This is a genomic window from Haemophilus sp. CCUG 60358, from assembly GCF_001679485.1.
Taxonomy (GTDB): domain Bacteria; phylum Pseudomonadota; class Gammaproteobacteria; order Enterobacterales; family Pasteurellaceae; genus Haemophilus_D.
Window position 1 is genome coordinate 39,576 of the sequence record NZ_LZOZ01000015.1, and the last position, 17,595, is coordinate 57,170.

The following is a 17,595-nucleotide window of genomic DNA, read 5'->3' on the forward strand; positions in this document are numbered from 1 at the left end:
TCACAAGGAGCATCTTATGCAAAAAAATATCCGTAAACTTCTATCCATTGGTCTTACCGCTGCCGCCTTGGCTGTCAGCACTTTCGCCTCGGCTTCCACAGACTTAAGTGGTAAATCTTGGAGTGAAATCGAAGAACTCGCTAAAAAAGAAGGTAAATTGACAGTTAGCGTTTGGTATTTGCAGCCGCAATTCCGTAATTTTGTCAAAGAATTTGAAAATCAATACGGTATTAAAGTCAAAGTACCTGAAGGCACCTTGGACGGTAATATCAATAAACTGATCGCTGAAAAAAATCTAGAAACCGGCAAAATGGACGTGGTTGTGTTAAATGCTGACCGTTTAGGCAACGTAGCGAAAAATGACATTCTTGTAAAACTCAATAACTTACCAAATTTCGATAAATTAAATCACCACTTACAAGGTGTTGAATTAGGCGATATGGCTGTAGGTTACTGGGGTAATCAAACCGGTCTAGCTTATGATCCTATGCGAATCAAAGAAGAGGAATTGCCACAATCTTGGGCAGATATGGAAAACTATATTGATAAAAATCCAAAAAAATTCGGCTATTCTGATCCAAACGGTGGCAGCTCCGGTAATGCCTTCATTCAGCGAGCTTTAGTGTATATTAATGGTGATTATGATTACCGTACCGATAAAATTGATGAAGCACAGATTGCTAATTGGAAGAAAACCTGGGATTGGTTCAGCAGTAAAAAAGATGCGCTAATCCGTACAGCTTCGAATGCTGATAGTCTAACCCGTTTAAACGATGGTGAGTTAGTGATTGTCTCTGCATGGCAAGATCACTTGTTCAGCTTGCAAAAACAAGGTGCAATTACTGAGCGTTTAAAATTCTATGTACCAAAATTTGGGATGCCTGGCGGTGGTAATGTTGTAACCGTAGCAAAAAATGCGCCTAACCCAGCCGCATCACTTGTTTTCGTGCATTGGATTACCTCACCTGAAGTACAACAGAAATTAAACCAAGAATTCGGTGTTCGTCCACTCAATAGTGAATCTGGTTTGAAAGATACTATTTTCTTCTCAACACCATGGCGTAAAGCCGAAATGGAAGCCTTCACAAAAGAGGTTATTTCGAGATAAACAATAAACCGCACTTTAACGTGCGGTTTACTTTTATAGGCTAATAAAGTGCGGTCAGTTTTAACCACATTTACAACCAAACAAAATAAGTCATACTGCCGATGATGGCGATACAGAATAGGTTTAAAATCAAACCGACTTTTGCCATATCGAGTTGTTTCACATTTCCTGTTGCAAACACAATAGCATTTGGCGGTGTAGCAATTGGTAACATAAATGCACAACTTGCCCCACAAGCAATAATTGCGGCTAAAGCGATAGGTGGTAAATTCATAGATTGTGCCACTGAAATCACAATTGGCATAATCAACGCTGCACTGGCGGTATTCGATGTAAATTCCGTTAAGAAAATAATAAATGCTGTCATCACAAAGCAAAGTACCCAAAGTGGTTTGGTTTGCACAAACTGAACGATACTATCCGCCATAATCTTACTGGCACCAGAATCTTTCATCACGATACTGAGTGTTAAACCACCACCGAATAAAACGAGCACGCCCCATTCAACACGCTCTTGAATTTCTTTCCAACTCGCGACACCTGAAACACAAATAAAGATCACAACGCATAGTGCAATCACCGTATCAAAGTTTTCAATTTTTTTCGGTAATTCAAGAAAAGCACTAATCCATGGGTTTAAGAGAGAGCTGAAAAGCAACATAATCGCCATACCGATAAAGATCAGTAAGGTAATGATATTTTTTCGATTAAAGCTGACTTTCTCAAGTGATGGATTAAAATCCACAGAAAAGTCTGGACGTAAAATCACCCATAAAGAAAAAATCATTGAAGGCACAAGCAGTACCATCACCGGGAAACCATAACCTAACCATTCTGTGAAGGTCACTTGAATTTGAGACGCCAAAATGGCATTCGGTGCACTTCCCACTAATGTACCAATACCACCGATACTGGCGCTAAATGCCATACCTAACAATACGAAGGCGTACAACCGATGATTTTTCTCTGCATTGATACCTTTTAACATCCCCATCGTGAGCGGTAACATCATCGCCGCTACAGCGGTGTTGTTAATCCACATAGAAAGGAACGTAGTTACGGTGAAAAGGTAGGTAATAGAAAGTTTTAAGTTTCCTTTGGCCAAACGAATAATGTAATTCGCAATAATCTTATCTAGATTCTGAATTTGCAACACCGCAGCCACCACAAATCCCCCAAAGAACATATAAATAATTGGGGTAGAGAATGGTGCGAGCGCTTTTTGTGTATTAATCAAGCCTAATCCTATGGCCACGACAGGCACCATAAGGGATGTCACGGTAATATTAAAGGCTTCCGTTAACCATAAAATACCAATAAAAATCAGCAAGGCTAGCCCGCGATTCTCTTGAGCAGAAAACGGCAGTATTTTGATTAACACCAACATGAAGACAAAGTCTAAGGCAAGAATAATGAGACTTTTATATTTAGAGAGAAAGGTTTGTTGAGTTTGCATATACAATCTCCTATAAAACGATAGGGGAGATTATTAATTAGCATTTAACCGAAAAAATTGAAACATATTTTTAACAAATTTGTGACACGCTTCAAACTATTTTTCTAAATAATAAATTTCTTTTCTACAAATCGCCTCAAAAGCATTTCTAGCTGATTTCGAGTATAATTTTTAAAAATAAGAATTAAATGAGATGGAGACGATAAATGCACGAAAATAAGGGTGTAGCAATTCAACTTTGTGATAAAGATTTCCTTAATAATTTTAACCCAGATTTCCTTGCTTTATACGATCTCAATACTTGGGATAAATCCATGGGCTCACGGGATCGACTTAACCTCGTCAAAGAGGCCTCTGTCGATGCCATTCTTGTTGATAGTAGCCTATCCTACAATTCTGACAGCTTGCTTTGTTGGGGAGCCGCATTAAAAACTGGGGGGTATCTAATTTTAGAAGCTATTGAGTATTGCCATCCACAAATACTGGCTGACAATTTAGAGATGATATTTGAGTACCAACCTATATCAGAGAAATCCCATGTTTGGTTTCTGCGTAAAAGAGCACTTGCTGACCAAGAAAGTCTTAAACAAAATCTCAGCTATCAATTGATTAATCATCCAATTACGGATTACCGAGTACAAAATGCACTTAACCAATTAGAGCAAAGCTATCCTTATGATAATTTAGCTGCCTATACTCGCACCCAAATTTATAATACAAAAGAGTTGACCGACGCTGCTTTAAGCGCTTGGAATAATTATTTTTTTCGTGCTCCTAAAGCTAATATACACTACTTTAGCACTCTACAAAGATTAAGTGCGGGAGATTATCATCGAGGATTTTATCAACGAGAATTTATTCTCCACGATAAGCATTCCTTTCGTAGTAGAATTCCTCCTTCCTTAGAAATATTAAATAAACAATGGAAAGGCGAACCACTTCTTGGTAAAGGCCTAGTTGTATGGAGTGAATTCGGTTTTGGTGATGAAATTATGTTCTCGCAATTGGCTCACTATCTCAAAAGCCAACAACCTAAACAATTAATTTTTATCGTCCAGCCACCCATTGTAGATATCATCAAATCTCATCCTGATATTGATATCGTAATAAGTTCTGACGAATGGCATGACCAGCATATTGAGTTTGATTATTGGGTTTATCCTCATTCAATTTTAGCTCATGTAACGGAACCATTTGATACTCTGCCTAAACGCATACCTTATTTATTTGCAGATCCCGCACTTATTGACAAAATGGCTCAGCGTATAGATAAAACAGAAAGATTAAAGATAGGCTTGGTATGGCGAGGCTTCCCAGAGCACGAAAACGATATCCATCGTTCAATTCATGAATTAACTCAAATTGAATCATTATTGACCCAAGCACCTCACCATTGGTACTGTCTGCAAAAAGATCTCAATGAGGCTGAACGTAAGCTCATGGAGCGTTATCAAATACCGCTTATTGGCCCTATTTGCCAAAACTTTAGTGATACCGCTGCAGCGATTTCTAACTTAGATCTCGTGGTGACTGTGGATACTTCTATTGCACATTTAGCTGGCGCAATGAATATCCCTACTTTTTTAATGCTCGCATTTATCAAAGATTGGCGCTGGGGATTTAAAGAAAATAATCTGTGGTATCCATCCATAAGAGCTTTTCACCAACGCGCTCCTCTATATTGGCCAACCGTCATTGAGGAAGTTACTGAAGCCATCAAACAATTCGCTTCTAAATAAACAACAGACCGCACCTAAAAGTGCGGTCTGTTTTGCTTTCGTTTTTTATTGTTGCATACGAGCTTGAATACGTTCTGGCAATCTTAATCCAACGAGAGCAACAAGGACAATTGTCCAGAATAAGGTCACATACACAAGGGCTGAACCAAGTCCTACTCTTTCGCTAAGTGCGGCGGCAATTACAGGAGACACCCCACCACCGATCGCAGCGAAGTTATAGATGAAACCGATACCTGTGCTTCGCATTTCAGCCGGGAAGAAAGTCGCCATATATTTGGGCACTAAACCGGCAATCCCTAAGTTAGTTGCAAGTAAGAAGAAGAGCAACGCACCAAGTGCTAATACATTATTTTCTGGCAAATAGAATACTGGGAAGAGGAAGAAAAGCGATAACAATAAGCTATATACAAAGGTTTTCTTCTCACCTAATTTATCCCCGATAAAGCCGGCAATTAAGGTACCGATGAGGATACCAAAGCCTGCCCAGAACATCAGTGATTTCACATTTTCAGCATAGCCATTTTCTTTAAGATAAAGTGGAAGTAAACCTACTACCGGCCAGTTTACGGAGAAAATTGAATAGCAAACTAAGAAAATAATTAAAGTAATTGGTAATTGTTTTTTAGTGAATAGGTCAGTAAGTGGAACTTTATTCACTTTACCCGCTGCTTTCGCTTGTGCCCATTCTTCACTTTCAGGTGCATGGCGACGAACATAGAGCACTAAAGCGACAGGAGCCAAACCAATAAAGAAAGCCATACGCCAACCATAAGTTTGAGATACCCAAGGAATCACTTGAGAGGCAAGAATATTACCAATGGAAAAGCCACTCACTAAAAATGCACTGGCTTTCGTACGCAAATGTTTTGGCCAGCTTTCAATGGCATAAGAGGAAGAACACGCATATTCACCTGCCATCCCCATACCGATAATCATACGGAAGATGAAAAGCCAAATATAACTGGTGGATAAACCGCACAAGAATGTCCCGACGGAATACGTAATAATGGAAACAATCATCGCCAAACGACGACCATATTTATCGGCAAAACTACCAAAAATCGCCCCACCTAATGGACGCGCTACGAAGGCCGCAAGTAATAATGTGGATGTTTCCGTTGTGCTCATGGTGAATTCCTTTTGAATATCCAAAAGCACATAAGTGATAAGCATATAATCGAAGCCATCAAAAACATAACCTAACCAAGCCGCAAATAACGCTTTTTTTTGCGTAGGACTGACTTCTTTATACCATGGTAATGATGTTGTCATAACAACCTCCCTTCCTTGTATTTGAGAATTTTGTGGTATAGATCACAGAATTTAAAATCACTGCTAATTTCTGCTTGCATAAATAAAGATAAGACGTATGATGTCTTATGTCAATCAAAGAGAATGAGAGCTGGATCACAAATTCAGAAAATAGATTAGAAAATGAGAACAGAAATGAAAAAAACAAGTAAAAAAGAAGCAAGTCTCGTTTTGCAGGATAAAATCAAATCGCTCATCATTAAACAAAATCTTAAATCCGGCGATTTGATGCCAACAGAAAATGAGTTGATTGAACAGCTTGGTGTGAGCCGTTCCAGTTTGCGTGAAGCCATTAAATCTTTAGAGGCGCTACACATTTTAGACATTCGTCATGGCGTCGGCACCTTTGTGAGTGAATCATCTCTTGTGCCAATGATTCGCGGATTAAGCTTTCACACCCAACTGAATTTACATAATGATCATAATCAGCTGATTAATATTTTGGATATTCGGGAAATTTTAGAATACGGTTTTGCTCCGATGGTGTTGGGAAAAATTAGCCAAGAACAGACCGGACTTTTGCAAAAATCAGTAGCAAATATGGAGAAAAATGCACGAGAACAAAAGTTTTCACCTAAAGATGAATACCACATTCATTTAAAACTTTATGAACCATTAAATAACCCGTTACTGATTCAATATTTAGATGCATTTTGGCAAATTTATCAACAAGTAGAAAAAGGCTTACCGCCACCAATACTTTCTCCTGAAAAATTAGCCATGCAACACCGTGAATTAATTGATGCCGTAGAAGCGCATGATTTGGTGCGCATGCAACGCGCGATCTTGCAATATTTCCAAAGTATTCGCCAACGCTTACAACAAGGAGGGCATGATGCAAACTAATGGATTAAACATCGCCTTAATCGGCTGCGGCTTTTTTGGTGTTCAACTAGCTTCCGCATTTGACAAAGCCCAAGCAAACTTAATTGCAGTGACCGATATTAACCCTTCTCTTGCACAAAAACTCGCCGACCAATACGGCAGTAAAGCCTTTTTTAGTGTAGAAGAAATGTTGGCAGAAACCAAACCTGATTTAGTGGTTATCGCCACCCCAAACTATGCCCATTATTCCCCAGCTATCTTAGCGTTAAATGCTGGCTGTCATGTCTTTATTGAAACGCCTTTTACCTTAAGTTCTTCTCAAGGCCAACATTTACGTCGCCTTGCAGAAGAAAAAGGTAAAGTCATTTTTGTGGGCCATTTAGAACGTACGTTACCTGGCATGTTGAAAGTCAAAGCAGCTTTAGAACAAGGAAAATTAGGCCGCATTACCGTAGCTCGAGCCATGCGTCAGCGTTGGATTGAAAATCTACCAAACAAAGAATGGTGGAAATTAGATGCCAATCTTACGGGCGGCGAGCTTTTCCACCTCATTCACGAACTGGATTTACTCTGTTGGTTATTAGGCGATATTGAGGCTGTTTTTGCTCAAGCGGCTAATCAAGCACATCACGATACGCCAGACAGCCGTGATGTGTTGCAGTTGCTATTACGTTTTAAAAATGGCGTATTAGGTTCGCTCGAAATGGGCACTGCTTATCGATTACACCAATGGGGCATTCAAATTCATGGTGAAAATGGTGTGATTGAAGTCAATTTCTTTACCTCAAGTGTCACATTTAATTATCTAGATGGAAAAATAGAACACGTTGATTTATTTGATGAATTTGAGGCTGATTTATCTTTACGCGAAAGTGCAAAAGGCACTCAGCAATATAATGTCACCCACGCACCTTGCCAACTTTGGTTAAGCCGAGCGGCTGAAATCGAAGTACAAAGCGTGGTAGAGCACTTAACGCAAGGAAAAACCAGCCCATTAAGTCTATGTTTAACTGAAGCCATCGAAGTTGCAGAAGCAGCGAAGCAATCCATGGTAACGGAAAAACAAATCTCAGTGAAAAAATAAGGAGTTTATTATGATGCGATATGGTGTTGTTGGCGTTGGCTATTTTGGTGCAGATTTAGCCCGCTTCATGAATGAATTTGATGATGCACAGATTACCATGGTATATGACCCTGAAAATGGTGAAACCATTGCTCAAGAATTGCAATGCGTAGCAGCAAAATCTCTTGAAGAATTGGTCACTTCCCCTGATGTGGATTGCGTGATTGTCGCCACCCCTAACTACTTACACAAAAAACCGGTCATTCTTGCAGCGAAAAACAAAAAACATGTTTTCTGTGAAAAACCAATCGCCTTAAGTTATCAAGACTGTGACGACATGGTACGTGCTTGCGAAGAAAATGGTGTCACCTTTATGGCTGGCCATGTGATGAACTTCTTTAACGGTGTTCACCATGCCAAAGAATTAATCAATCAAGGCGTGATCGGTAAAGTGCTTTATTGCCACACCGCACGTAACGGCTGGGAAGAACAACAACCAACCATTTCATGGAAAAAAATCCGTGAAAAATCTGGCGGCCACTTATACCACCATATTCACGAATTAGACTGTGTACAATTCATTATGGGTGGTATGCCAAAAACCGTTACCATGGCAGCCGCCAATGTTGCACACAAAGGCGAAAAATTCGGTGATGAAGACGATATGATTTTTGTCACCATGGAATACGATGATAATCGCTTCGCTGTTCTAGAATGGGGTTCCGCTTTCCGTTGGGGTGAACATTATGTATTAATTCAAGGGGAAAAAGGCGCGATCAAACTTGATATGTACAATACCAAAGGCACCCTTCGTGTGGATGGAAAAGACACCTATTTCCTCATTCACGAAACCCAAGAAGAAGATGATGACCGTACCCGTATTTACAACAGCACAGAAATGGATGGTGCGATTCAATACGGTAAACCGGGTAAACGCACACCGCTTTGGTTGAGTTCTATCATGAAAAAAGAAATGCGTTATTTAAACGATATTCTTCATGGTATGGAACCAACTGAGGAATTTGTAAAATTACTCACCGGTGAAGCTGCTCGTGCGGCTATCGCCACTGCTGATGCGTGTACCCGCTCTCGTTACGAAAACCGCAAAGTTGATTTAGCAGAAATCATCGGTAAATAAAAATAACGTAAAAATAAACCGCACTTTGGTTGAGGAATCAAAGTGCGGTTATTTTTTTACATGTTTTTGAAGAAACTTACGGCGATAACCGCTCTCTCTCCCATTTTCCATCATTGAATAAATAACAAATTCGGTCATGTAAACGACTTGGGCGACCTTGCCAGAATTCAATGCGATCAGGAATCACAAGATAACCGCCCCAATGTGGTGGACGAGGTACGTTTAATGGGTGTTTTGCTGCAATCAGAGCAGCTTTCGCTAATAAAGATTTGTGACTAGAAATGACTGCACTTTGCTCGCTGGCCCAAGCGCCAATTCGGCTGGTGTAAGGGCGAGTCGCAAAATATTCATCTGATTGTTCAGGCGAGATTTTTTCAGCTTTGCCCTCAATACGAATAGAACGTTCTAATTCAGGCCAAAAGAATGTTAGGGCAACGAAAGGATTATGTTCTATGGCGCGACCTTTTCGGCTGTGATAATTCGTAAAAAATACAAAGCCTTGTTCATTCACTTCTTTCAACAGTACCATTCGACTTGTTGGACGGCCCTCTTCATTGACTGTCGCAACATTAACACCTGTTGGCTCATTGACTTTAGCCGTAATCGCTTCGTTGAGCCATTTTTCAAATTGTTTTATTGGATTGGGATCGCAATCATGCTGAGAAAGCGCCTGTTTGCAATAATCTTCACGAATATCATGTAAGTCCATTTTCTTTCTCCTTTTGCTTGAAAACAAAAAGCCCTTGCAACTGCAAGGGCTAGTATAGTCCGTTAATTATTTACCATCAACACTCACGCCATAAAATGCATCGTAGCCGAATGGACTTTGTACGTAGCCTTTTACGCGAGGACTAAGTGGTGCGAAACCAATAGAGTGAGCAACTGGAATCCATGGTGCTTGTTCATGGAAAATCACTTGTGCTTGTTTATAAAGTGCTGCACGTTCTTCTTTATTAGTTAAGCCAATCGCTTTATCTAATAAGGCATCAAATTCTGCATTTTTGAAACGAGCAAAGTTTGAGTTACCAGCGTTAGCACTTGCAAGTAATGGAGAAAGGAAGTTATCCGGATCACCGTTATCACCTGACCAACCGAAGATACCTGCCGTTAATTCACCTGCTTTAGCACGTTTTTGATAGTCTGCCCATTCAAACGTTACTGGATTTGCTTTTACACCCACTTTTGCCCAGTCAGCCATCACAAGTTCAGCCATACGTTTTGGATTTGGGTTAGACGCACGCACCACTGGTTGAATCCAGAAGTCCGTTTCAAAACCGTTTGGATAACCTGCTTCCGCTAAAAGCTGTTTCGCTTTCTCTGGATCATACGGATAATCTTGGATTTCGTTGTTATAACTCCAAATTGTTGGTGGCAATGGGTTTTTCGCTGCAGTACCTGCACCTTGATAAACCGCTTCAATAATGGCTTTTTTATCTACAGCATAGTTCAATGCTTGGCGTACTTTCGCGTTATCAAACGGTGCTTTTTCCGTATTGAATGCGATATATGCCACGTTCAAACCTTTTTGTTCCAAAAGCTGTACTTTCGGATCAGTTTTCATTTTGGCTAAATCCGCCACGTTCGGGAAGAGAATTAAATCACAAGAACCTGCTTGTAACTTCGCATAACGCGTCGTTGCATCGGGTACGATGCTAATCACTAAACGATCAAGTGGTGTACGACCTTTCCAATAAGTTTCATTCGCTACATATTGTGCCGCTTGGTCAGTTTTGTAATCCACAAAAATAAACGGACCTGTACCTACCGGTTTGTTATCGATTGTTTCTGGTTTACCCGCTTTCAACATCGCATCTGCATATTCAGCTGAGTAAATAGAGATAAAGTCCATCCCCAAGCTTGCTAAGAAAGTCGCATCTTTTTTATTCAAAGTAATACGAACAGTGCTGTCATCCACTTTCTCAACTGATTTTAATAAATCTGGGAATTTCATCGCTTTGAAATACGGATAAGTCCCTTTCGATACGTTGTGATAAGGGTGGTTAGGATCTAACTGACGTTGGAAAGAAAAGATCACATCATCCGCATTAAAATCACGTGTTGGCGTAAATTCTTTTGTCGTATGGAATTTCACCCCTTTACGCAAATGGAACGTGTAAGTTAAACCATCGTCACTGATCTCCCAGCTTTCAGCTAAGGCTGGCTCAAGGTCAGTTGAACCTTTTTTGAATTCAACCAAGCGGTTATACACTTGCTGTGAACTCGCATTGTAAGATGTGCCTTCCATTACCAATGCCGGGCTAAAGCCAAGTGGTGCTTTTGCCGTACAGTACACAAATGTGTTATTGCCTGAAGGTTTAGCTGTTTCTGCTTTCGTAGTTTCTTTTGCTGCAGAACCAGATTGATCACAAGCAGCTAAAAACAAACTTGCTGCAACAAGTGTTAATGTCGCTTTTAGTTTCATAAGTTGTCCTTTCTTTGCAAGGTAAGTTTCTCGCTTACCCAACCATCAATTGTGGTAGATTTGAATCCACCCTGTATATAAAAATTTTACTTAAGATATAAGCAAGTCAAACTTTTACAAAATAAGAAAATGATCTTTCTTATAACAAATTAAACTAAGGTATTCAATATCAGCGTTTTTTCCGCAAATGATCCCCGTCTGTTTTGTGCAAATAGCTCAATATCCAAACTAATGCGATCGCAAAAACAGAAGTGGTCAGAAACGTGTAACTGAAAGCATGTTGTAATGCACCCCCTTCATTACCAATAAATTGACGATATAACGTTAAAATAATGGATGCCACCGCGATACCAAACCCAATACCCACTTGTTGCACAATACTCAATAAGGTTGAACCTGCACCACTTTGTTCCTGTGATAGATCGCCAACGGTAAGTGTGTTAATTGAGGTAAAAATCATCGACATGCAGGCACCATACCACATCAGATTACATATAATCCACGTCGTTGATGATGTGGTATCAAGCCATGACATGGAAACTGTTGAACCAGCCATTAAAAGTGACGATAAAATTAACGTAGTTTTATAACCTAGCATATTTAAAATATGCCCAATAAAACGTTTAAATACGACAGACATTAACGCAATGGGTGCAAGCAACCAGCCTGACTCTTCAGCTGAATAGCCAAAAGAAAGTTGGAACATTAATGGTAATAAGAACGGCACAGCCGAACCGGAAAGGCGAATAAAGATATTGGCTGCAATACCTAATCGGAATGTTCTCGTATTGAAAAGAGATAAAGGTAAAATGGCACGTTCATTACCTTTTGCATAAAAATAATAGGCCACCAATAATGCAATACCAATCGACAATGCACTATATGTAGTCATATTGTCACGGTGACTTTCGCCCAGTAAATCAAGCCCGAGCGTTAAACCGACTAAACCAAATGCAAAGAGTAAAAAGCCTGTCCAGTCTAACTTATTCGCATTACCCTTATGATTTCCCATCACTTTAGCCGCCGCCCAGAAGCCTAACATGCCAATAGGAATATTGATTAAGAAAATCCAATGCCATGACGTATGCACCACAAGCCAACCACCTAAAATCGGGCCAAGAATCGGGCCAATCAATCCCGCTGTTGCCATTAAATTCCAGGCATTAATTAATTGATTTTTGGGTACGGTTTGAATAATCGCAAGTCGAGCAACCGGCATCATAAATGCTCCACCAACACCTTGGAGAATCCGTGCAAGCACAAGGGTTTCGAGAGAAGTTGCCATTGCACAGGCGACTGAACCAAATACGAAGGTAAAAACAGCTGAACGGAAAACGGTAAGCGTACCAAATTTAGCTGCCGCCCAAGCGGTTAAAGGAATAAATAAGGCTACGGCAAGAGAATAGGCAATAATCGCCATTTGCATTTCAAAGACGGGGGTTTGCAGATCTGTTGCGATGGTGGGTAAGGCAGTATTTAAAATAGTCGCATCCAAGCTTTGCATAAACAAAGCCATGGAAGCCACCCAAGCCAGTCCTTTATAATGCTGACGTTCTATTACTGCGTCTTTTTCCACCATTGATAAATAAATTCAGCGATTTGTTCAATGTGATTAATATCTAATAAAGTGCGGTCAGTTTCAAGCGAATAATTTGTTGCTAAAGCTAACACGTTTTCATCTAATTCCGGCAACGGTTTTGTCATCTCTTGTCGATGCAATAGAATCTTTGGAATGGGTTCTTGTTTAAATCCTTCCACCAAAACTAGATCCGTTAAATGACGATCAAACTGTTGGCTTAAATAGGCTAATGAAACCGGCTCTTGAGGGGTTTCTGTCATCAATGCCCAACGATTATCACAAGCCATAATAACTTGCGCAGACCCCGCCTCTTTCATTCGCCAACTGTCTTTTCCTTCTTTATCCACATGAGCGTTGTGATGGCTGTGTTTAATCACTGAAACACGTAGGCCTTTTTTAATTAATTGAGGAAGCAATTTTTCCAGCAATGTGGTTTTGCCACTACCGCTGTAACCTGTAATGCCAAGAAGAGGAAGGGGATTATTCATTGTAAAAACCTTAAGAAAAATGACCGCACTTGATAAAACAAAACCCCGCAGGACGGGGTTTAGCTATCAAAATCCATTAGGTGAAGAAAGTATAGCAAGGGGAAACAAAATAGCAACTTTCTCACTGCTACTGAATTATTTTAGGAATGTTACACCTTGTACAATTCGTTTCGCTGCAGCAATTGGAAGCTGTCCGATAAAGGTAATTTCTTTATCGCCTATGACTTCACTGTAAATCGTGTAAGCCCCTTGTTTCCACGTGTTTTCTTTTGCAGCGGTGCTATCCGCTTTATTGATATAAAGTGTAAAAGTGAAAAGACCATCACTAAATAACGCATTTTCAATTACTTCACCGTCTATCACATCTTGATTCTGGCGAATTAAATCAAACCCTTGTGGTAACCAATCAGTTTTCCAATTGATTGAAAGGGATGATTCTTGTTTTCCTTCATTTAAAAGTGGCGGCACTGACACCTTATTAAGGTAATCGGTTAAACCTCGTAGACGATCATCTATATATAACGTCACCACGCGGAATTGATCCAATAATTTGCCTTCGCGATCAAGCATATCGCCACGCAATAACAAACCATTTTCTTCATCTAAGAAAACGAGATATTGATAACGAAAATCGTCTTTTGGCACAATTCGAATGGTATCGACGAATCGGCCTGCAATTCGGTCTTTTCCAAGCTTAATAAAATCATAATTCTGACTCAGCTTACTAAAATCAGTACGAATCACTGCCGGAAGCGCATCCACAATCTCACCACTGTTAATCGTGAAAGCACGTGAACCTGGCTGGAAATAGCTGACTAAATTACCGCGCTGGATGATTTCTTGCTGTTCACCATCTAATGTCACCAACTGTGCATACACTTTTTGCCCTTGTTTAATATGGCGATAACGGAACGAGTCCATATTCGTTGGTGTAGTTTGCACAAAAGCAATCTCATAATTTAAATCTCGCATGGCTTGCGACATTTTATTTAATGACTGAATTGGCTCTTCTGCAAATGCCGTAAAAGGTAACAGGAATAAGCCTAAAAGTGCGGTTAATTTGAGAAACGTTTTTTTCATAAATAAATCAATTGATCCATAAAAAAATTCACCACGCCTAAGGTGGTGAATTATCGATTAATTGCTGTAATTATTTCGCTTGGTTGCTACCCACATTTAAGCTATCTGCATGCATACGACGCTGTAATTCATAGTTTTGCAACATCGTACCAATACGGCGATTTTTTTGCTCAACCTGTTCCGAAGTGGCTACATCTTTGGTCGGAGCGTTGTAACTTACTTCTTGAACTGAACTGTTAAATGGTAAGGTTTGTAAAACAGGGTTTTCTGGTGTAACCGACGTGCTTTTCGCATTAAATGATTGCACACCTACTACTGCCACTAAACACACACCTGCAGCCACCGCAATTTGTGTCATTGGTGCAAAGAATGCTTTTAATTTTTGCACGAATGGTAAGCTGTCTGCTTCTTCTGGTGTTGGTTGAGAAACAGTAATCTCAACGTGTTTTACTTCTTCTAATTCAATTAAATCAGCCATTTTCGCGGTAAAATCAGCACCTAATAATACTGGTGACTCTTTACGCATAACTGCTCTTACTGTGTGATACGCCGCCCAAGATTCTTGTGAATCTTTATCCTGACAAAGTTGTTCCGTCAACTCGGCACTGACTTCTTCTCCATCCATATAGGCTGAAAGTAACTCTTTTTGCATTTTATAAACTCCGACTTTATTTTAACGTTGCATAAGCGGTTGTATTTTGTTCTCAATCACTTCCCGAGCACGGAAAATGCGAGAACGTACAGTGCCTACTGGGCAATCCATTATTTCTGCGATTTCTTCGTAACTTAACCCTTCAAGCTCACGCAGGGTAATCGCGGTTCTTAAATCTTCTGGCAAACTGTGAATGGTATCAAATACCACTTTTTCTAATTCGCTAGATAACATTTCATTTTCAGGGGTATCTACATCACGTAGATGAGTTCCCACATCGTAGCTTTCGGCATCTTCAGCCAAAATATCTTCGCTCGGTGGACGGCGCCCCTGTGCCGTTAAGTAATTCTTTGCCGTATTAACGGCAATTCGATATAGCCAAGTGTAGAATGCACTATCGCCCCGAAAGGATTCAATGGAACGATAGGCCTTAATAAAGGATTCTTGTACAACATCTGGAATGTCGTTATGAGAAATGTAGCGGGTTAAAAGTCCGGCTACTTTATTTTGATAACGAGAAACCAATAAATTAAAGGCTTTTTTATCGCCTTGCTGCACTCTTTCTACCAAAGCCTGATCTGTTAGCTGTTCAGCCATATATCTCCTATGCTACGTCTAACACGCCTTCATATATTCAAGACAGCAAGCTATTGTTGCTTTATCAGACAGAGTTAAAATTGAAAAGTTCCTTATGTATAAAAAATTTCAAAAAAATTAACGGACATTCGTTTTCTGCACATCTTGGATATATTCAACCATCGCTTGCACTTCGGCATCGTCTGATTGACTGCCATTAAAAAACCACGAAAAAAGTTGTAAATCCGTGGCGGCAAGTAAACGAATAAAAATATCTTTTTTGTCGTCAGTCAGTTGGTCAAAATGCGCTTTATAAAAAGGCATGATGATTTTATCCAACTCAAGCATACCTCGACGACAATCCCATTCAATGCGGAGTTTATTGTATTTATCCATAATTTCTCCCTAAATCATTGTAATTATACCTGATAAATGAAAAGTGCGGTTAAAAATTACCGCACTTTTTAATCAAAGAATCGATTATTCTGTCGCCTTCGGCTTAATCACCGCATAAACCACGCCGGTTAATAATGCCCCTGTTGCAATTGCACCTAAGTAGAGTAATGGTTCAGAGACAAACGGAATCACAAATAAACCACCATGTGGTGCTTGCAGAGAAATATTTAATGCCATTGAAATCGCACCCGCAGTTGCACCACCGATCACCGAGCTAATAATCACACGCAATGGATCGGCAGCCACAAACGGCAATGCCCCTTCAGAGATAAAGCATAAACCTAAGACAAAAGAAGCTTTACCTGCATCACGTTGATTACTGGTAAATTTACTGCGAGCAATCCAAGTTGCAACCGCCATACCAATTGGCGGCACCATACCGGCAGCCATAGCGGCAGCCATTGGAGTGTGAACTTGAGAGGCTAACATTCCCACAGAGAACGTATAAGCCGCTTTGTTTACTGGACCACCCATATCAATACACATCATCGCACCGATAATCGCACCTAACACCATCGCATTGACTTCACCCATGGATTTTAACCAATCGCTTAAGGTGGTCATAATTTGTGAAACCGGTGGGTTGATCACATAAATCATGGCAAGGCCGACAATCAAGGTACCAAAGAGCGGGAGAATTAGAATCGGTTTTAAGGAAGTTAAACTTGCTGGCAATTTAATGGTTGCATTTAATCCTTTCACCACATAACCCGCTAAGAAACCCGCGATAATCCCACCTAAAATCCCTGCACCGGCTGTGGTGGCTAACATACCGCCAATAAGACCTACCGCAAGCCCCGGACGGTCTGCGATAGAAAAGGCCACATAGCCAGCAAATACTGCGATCATCAAGTGGAATGCTGCACCGCCACCGATATCCATTAAGGCTTTTGGAATACCATGGAAAATTGTTTCATCTTTGAAGGCTTCGATACCAAACATAAAGGAAATCGCAATTAATAAGCCACCAGCAACCACCAATGGCAACATGTGCGATACACCTGTCATCAAATGTTTATAGACGCCTTTTTTCTCGCCGCTTTCTTCTGATTTAGCAGAAGATTTTGCTGCGCCGCCTTCATAAATTTTAGCTTCTTTGAATGCCTTATCAAATTCCTGTGCGGTTTTCTTTAACGCTAAACCCGTCGACGTACGATACATCGGTTTACCTTGGAATTTATCTAACGGCACATCAATATCGGCCGCAACAAAGACTAAATCTGCCGCAGCGACTTCTTCTGGGGTAATTTCATTACCTGCGCCCACTTGGCCACGGGTTTCGACTTTTACCTGCCAACCTTGTTTTTTTGCATAGGTTTCAATGGCTTCAGCAGACATAAAGGTATGCGCAACACCCGTCGGGCAAGCTGTAACCGCGACAATATTTTTGACGTCAGAAACGCCACCAAATCCAACCGCACTTTGAGCGGGTTGAACATAGTCCACTGCTTGATTGAGTGCATTCGTCAGCGTGACTTCAGGGGAAGCGATCGCCGCATCTTCATTGGCTAAAAAGACTTTTTTGCCCACAAGTTCAGCAGAGTTTGGCAAAGTAGATCCGAAAACAATCACTAAATCCGCATCTTTGGCTTGCTCAACCACAGTATGATTGGCTTTTTTCGCTGCCATGCTCAATGCTTGGCGAAGTAAATAGGATTTTGCCGCACCAATTTGCGGGGATTGAGTTAAAAACAAATTCATT

The 17,595-nt window shown here is 40.4% G+C and carries 16 protein-coding genes; 5 read left to right on the plus strand and 11 right to left on the minus strand.

Going from position 1 to position 17,595, the window contains the following annotated elements; translation table 11 throughout:
* The first annotated feature begins 16 nt into the window (after positions 1–16).
* Complete coding sequence (locus A9500_RS07320) at positions 17–1,108, plus strand: extracellular solute-binding protein (protein ID WP_065244435.1); 1,092 nt, start codon at positions 17–19, stop codon at positions 1,106–1,108.
* 70 nt (positions 1,109–1,178) lie between these two features.
* Here A9500_RS07320 and A9500_RS07325 read toward each other — a convergent pair whose 3' ends face one another.
* Positions 1,179–2,564 carry a DASS family sodium-coupled anion symporter gene (locus tag A9500_RS07325; RefSeq protein WP_054420130.1) on the minus strand — a complete coding sequence of 462 codons (1,386 nt, stop codon included), beginning with the start codon at positions 2,562–2,564 and terminating at the stop codon, positions 1,179–1,181.
* A gap of 206 nt (positions 2,565–2,770) precedes the next feature.
* Here A9500_RS07325 and A9500_RS07330 point away from each other — a divergent pair, with 206 nt between their 5' ends.
* On the plus strand, positions 2,771–4,303 hold the full coding sequence (locus A9500_RS07330; RefSeq protein ID WP_065244436.1) for a hypothetical protein: 1,533 nt from the start codon (positions 2,771–2,773) through the stop codon (positions 4,301–4,303).
* Positions 4,304–4,348: 45 nt separating this feature from the next.
* Here A9500_RS07330 and A9500_RS07335 read toward each other — a convergent pair whose 3' ends face one another.
* Positions 4,349–5,575, minus strand: a complete 1,227-nt coding sequence (locus A9500_RS07335) for an MFS transporter (protein ID WP_065244437.1) — start codon at positions 5,573–5,575, stop codon at positions 4,349–4,351.
* 174 nt (positions 5,576–5,749) lie between these two features.
* Here A9500_RS07335 and A9500_RS07340 point away from each other — a divergent pair, with 174 nt between their 5' ends.
* From A9500_RS07340 to A9500_RS07350, 3 genes are read left to right on the plus strand one after another with little or no spacing between them, the layout of a single operon-like run.
* Positions 5,750–6,460: a FadR/GntR family transcriptional regulator gene (locus A9500_RS07340; protein WP_065244438.1), complete on the plus strand. Its 711-nt coding sequence runs from the start codon at positions 5,750–5,752 to the stop codon at positions 6,458–6,460.
* Entirely contained in the window at positions 6,450–7,523 is a 1,074-nt protein-coding gene (locus A9500_RS07345) for a Gfo/Idh/MocA family protein (RefSeq protein WP_065244439.1), read from the plus strand. Before A9500_RS07340 ends, A9500_RS07345 begins: the two co-directional genes overlap by 11 nt.
* 10 nt (positions 7,524–7,533) lie before the next feature.
* Positions 7,534–8,640: a Gfo/Idh/MocA family protein gene (locus A9500_RS07350; protein WP_065244440.1), complete on the plus strand. Its 1,107-nt coding sequence runs from the start codon at positions 7,534–7,536 to the stop codon at positions 8,638–8,640.
* Positions 8,641–8,716: 76 nt separating this feature from the next.
* On the opposite strand, the gene pdxH is transcribed toward A9500_RS07350, so the two are convergent.
* The 9 genes from pdxH to A9500_RS07395 form a co-directional block, all read right to left on the minus strand.
* On the minus strand, positions 8,717–9,349 hold the full coding sequence (gene pdxH / locus A9500_RS07355; RefSeq protein ID WP_065244441.1) for a pyridoxamine 5'-phosphate oxidase: 633 nt from the start codon (positions 9,347–9,349) through the stop codon (positions 8,717–8,719).
* Between the two features lie 66 nt (positions 9,350–9,415).
* On the minus strand, positions 9,416–11,062 hold the full coding sequence (locus tag A9500_RS07360) for an ABC transporter substrate-binding protein (RefSeq protein ID WP_065244442.1): 1,647 nt from the start codon (positions 11,060–11,062) through the stop codon (positions 9,416–9,418).
* A 169-nt stretch (positions 11,063–11,231) separates the two neighbouring features.
* Entirely contained in the window at positions 11,232–12,641 is a 1,410-nt protein-coding gene (locus A9500_RS07365; protein WP_065244443.1) for an MDR family MFS transporter, read from the minus strand.
* The gene (mobB, locus tag A9500_RS07370) at positions 12,620–13,129 is read right to left on the minus strand and encodes a molybdopterin-guanine dinucleotide biosynthesis protein MobB (protein WP_065244444.1); all 510 of its coding nucleotides are present in this window, start codon (positions 13,127–13,129) and stop codon (positions 12,620–12,622) included. Before mobB ends, A9500_RS07365 begins: the two co-directional genes overlap by 22 nt.
* Before the next feature lie 135 nt (positions 13,130–13,264).
* On the minus strand, positions 13,265–14,209 hold the full coding sequence (gene rseB / locus A9500_RS07375; RefSeq protein ID WP_049373739.1) for a sigma-E factor regulatory protein RseB: 945 nt from the start codon (positions 14,207–14,209) through the stop codon (positions 13,265–13,267).
* A 70-nt stretch (positions 14,210–14,279) separates the two neighbouring features.
* Positions 14,280–14,861: a sigma-E factor negative regulatory protein gene (locus tag A9500_RS07380; RefSeq protein WP_049366672.1), complete on the minus strand. Its 582-nt coding sequence runs from the start codon at positions 14,859–14,861 to the stop codon at positions 14,280–14,282.
* A gap of 21 nt (positions 14,862–14,882) precedes the next feature.
* Positions 14,883–15,458, minus strand: coding sequence for an RNA polymerase sigma factor RpoE (gene rpoE, locus A9500_RS07385; RefSeq protein WP_014064431.1), 576 nt, complete (start codon positions 15,456–15,458; stop codon positions 14,883–14,885).
* Positions 15,459–15,575: 117 nt separating this feature from the next.
* Positions 15,576–15,833 (minus strand): succinate dehydrogenase assembly factor 2, encoded by a 258-nt coding sequence (locus A9500_RS07390; protein WP_014064432.1) that lies wholly within the window; start codon positions 15,831–15,833, stop codon positions 15,576–15,578.
* Positions 15,834–15,917: 84 nt separating this feature from the next.
* Entirely contained in the window at positions 15,918–17,594 is a 1,677-nt protein-coding gene (locus A9500_RS07395; protein ID WP_065244445.1) for a fructose-specific PTS transporter subunit EIIC, read from the minus strand.
* Position 17,595: the final 1 nt, after the last annotated feature.

Bases quoted from the DNA above. Each gene is read 5' to 3' on its own strand.
- A9500_RS07320 (WP_065244435.1), top strand. From the start codon at position 17: ATGCAAAAAAATATCCGTAAACTTCTATCCATTGGTCTTACCGCTGCC.
- A9500_RS07325 (WP_054420130.1), bottom strand. From the start codon at position 2,564: ATGCAAACTCAACAAACCTTTCTCTCTAAATATAAAAGTCTCATTATT.
- A9500_RS07330 (WP_065244436.1), top strand. From the start codon at position 2,771: ATGCACGAAAATAAGGGTGTAGCAATTCAACTTTGTGATAAAGATTTC.
- A9500_RS07335 (WP_065244437.1), bottom strand. From the start codon at position 5,575: ATGACAACATCATTACCATGGTATAAAGAAGTCAGTCCTACGCAAAAA.
- A9500_RS07340 (WP_065244438.1), top strand. From the start codon at position 5,750: ATGAAAAAAACAAGTAAAAAAGAAGCAAGTCTCGTTTTGCAGGATAAA.
- A9500_RS07345 (WP_065244439.1), top strand. From the start codon at position 6,450: ATGCAAACTAATGGATTAAACATCGCCTTAATCGGCTGCGGCTTTTTT.
- A9500_RS07350 (WP_065244440.1), top strand. From the start codon at position 7,534: ATGATGCGATATGGTGTTGTTGGCGTTGGCTATTTTGGTGCAGATTTA.
- pdxH (WP_065244441.1), bottom strand. From the start codon at position 9,349: ATGGACTTACATGATATTCGTGAAGATTATTGCAAACAGGCGCTTTCT.
- A9500_RS07360 (WP_065244442.1), bottom strand. From the start codon at position 11,062: ATGAAACTAAAAGCGACATTAACACTTGTTGCAGCAAGTTTGTTTTTA.
- A9500_RS07365 (WP_065244443.1), bottom strand. From the start codon at position 12,641: ATGGTGGAAAAAGACGCAGTAATAGAACGTCAGCATTATAAAGGACTG.
- mobB (WP_065244444.1), bottom strand. From the start codon at position 13,129: ATGAATAATCCCCTTCCTCTTCTTGGCATTACAGGTTACAGCGGTAGT.
- rseB (WP_049373739.1), bottom strand. From the start codon at position 14,209: ATGAAAAAAACGTTTCTCAAATTAACCGCACTTTTAGGCTTATTCCTG.
- A9500_RS07380 (WP_049366672.1), bottom strand. From the start codon at position 14,861: ATGCAAAAAGAGTTACTTTCAGCCTATATGGATGGAGAAGAAGTCAGT.
- rpoE (WP_014064431.1), bottom strand. From the start codon at position 15,458: ATGGCTGAACAGCTAACAGATCAGGCTTTGGTAGAAAGAGTGCAGCAA.
- A9500_RS07390 (WP_014064432.1), bottom strand. From the start codon at position 15,833: ATGGATAAATACAATAAACTCCGCATTGAATGGGATTGTCGTCGAGGT.
- A9500_RS07395 (WP_065244445.1), bottom strand. From the start codon at position 17,594: ATGAATTTGTTTTTAACTCAATCCCCGCAAATTGGTGCGGCAAAATCC.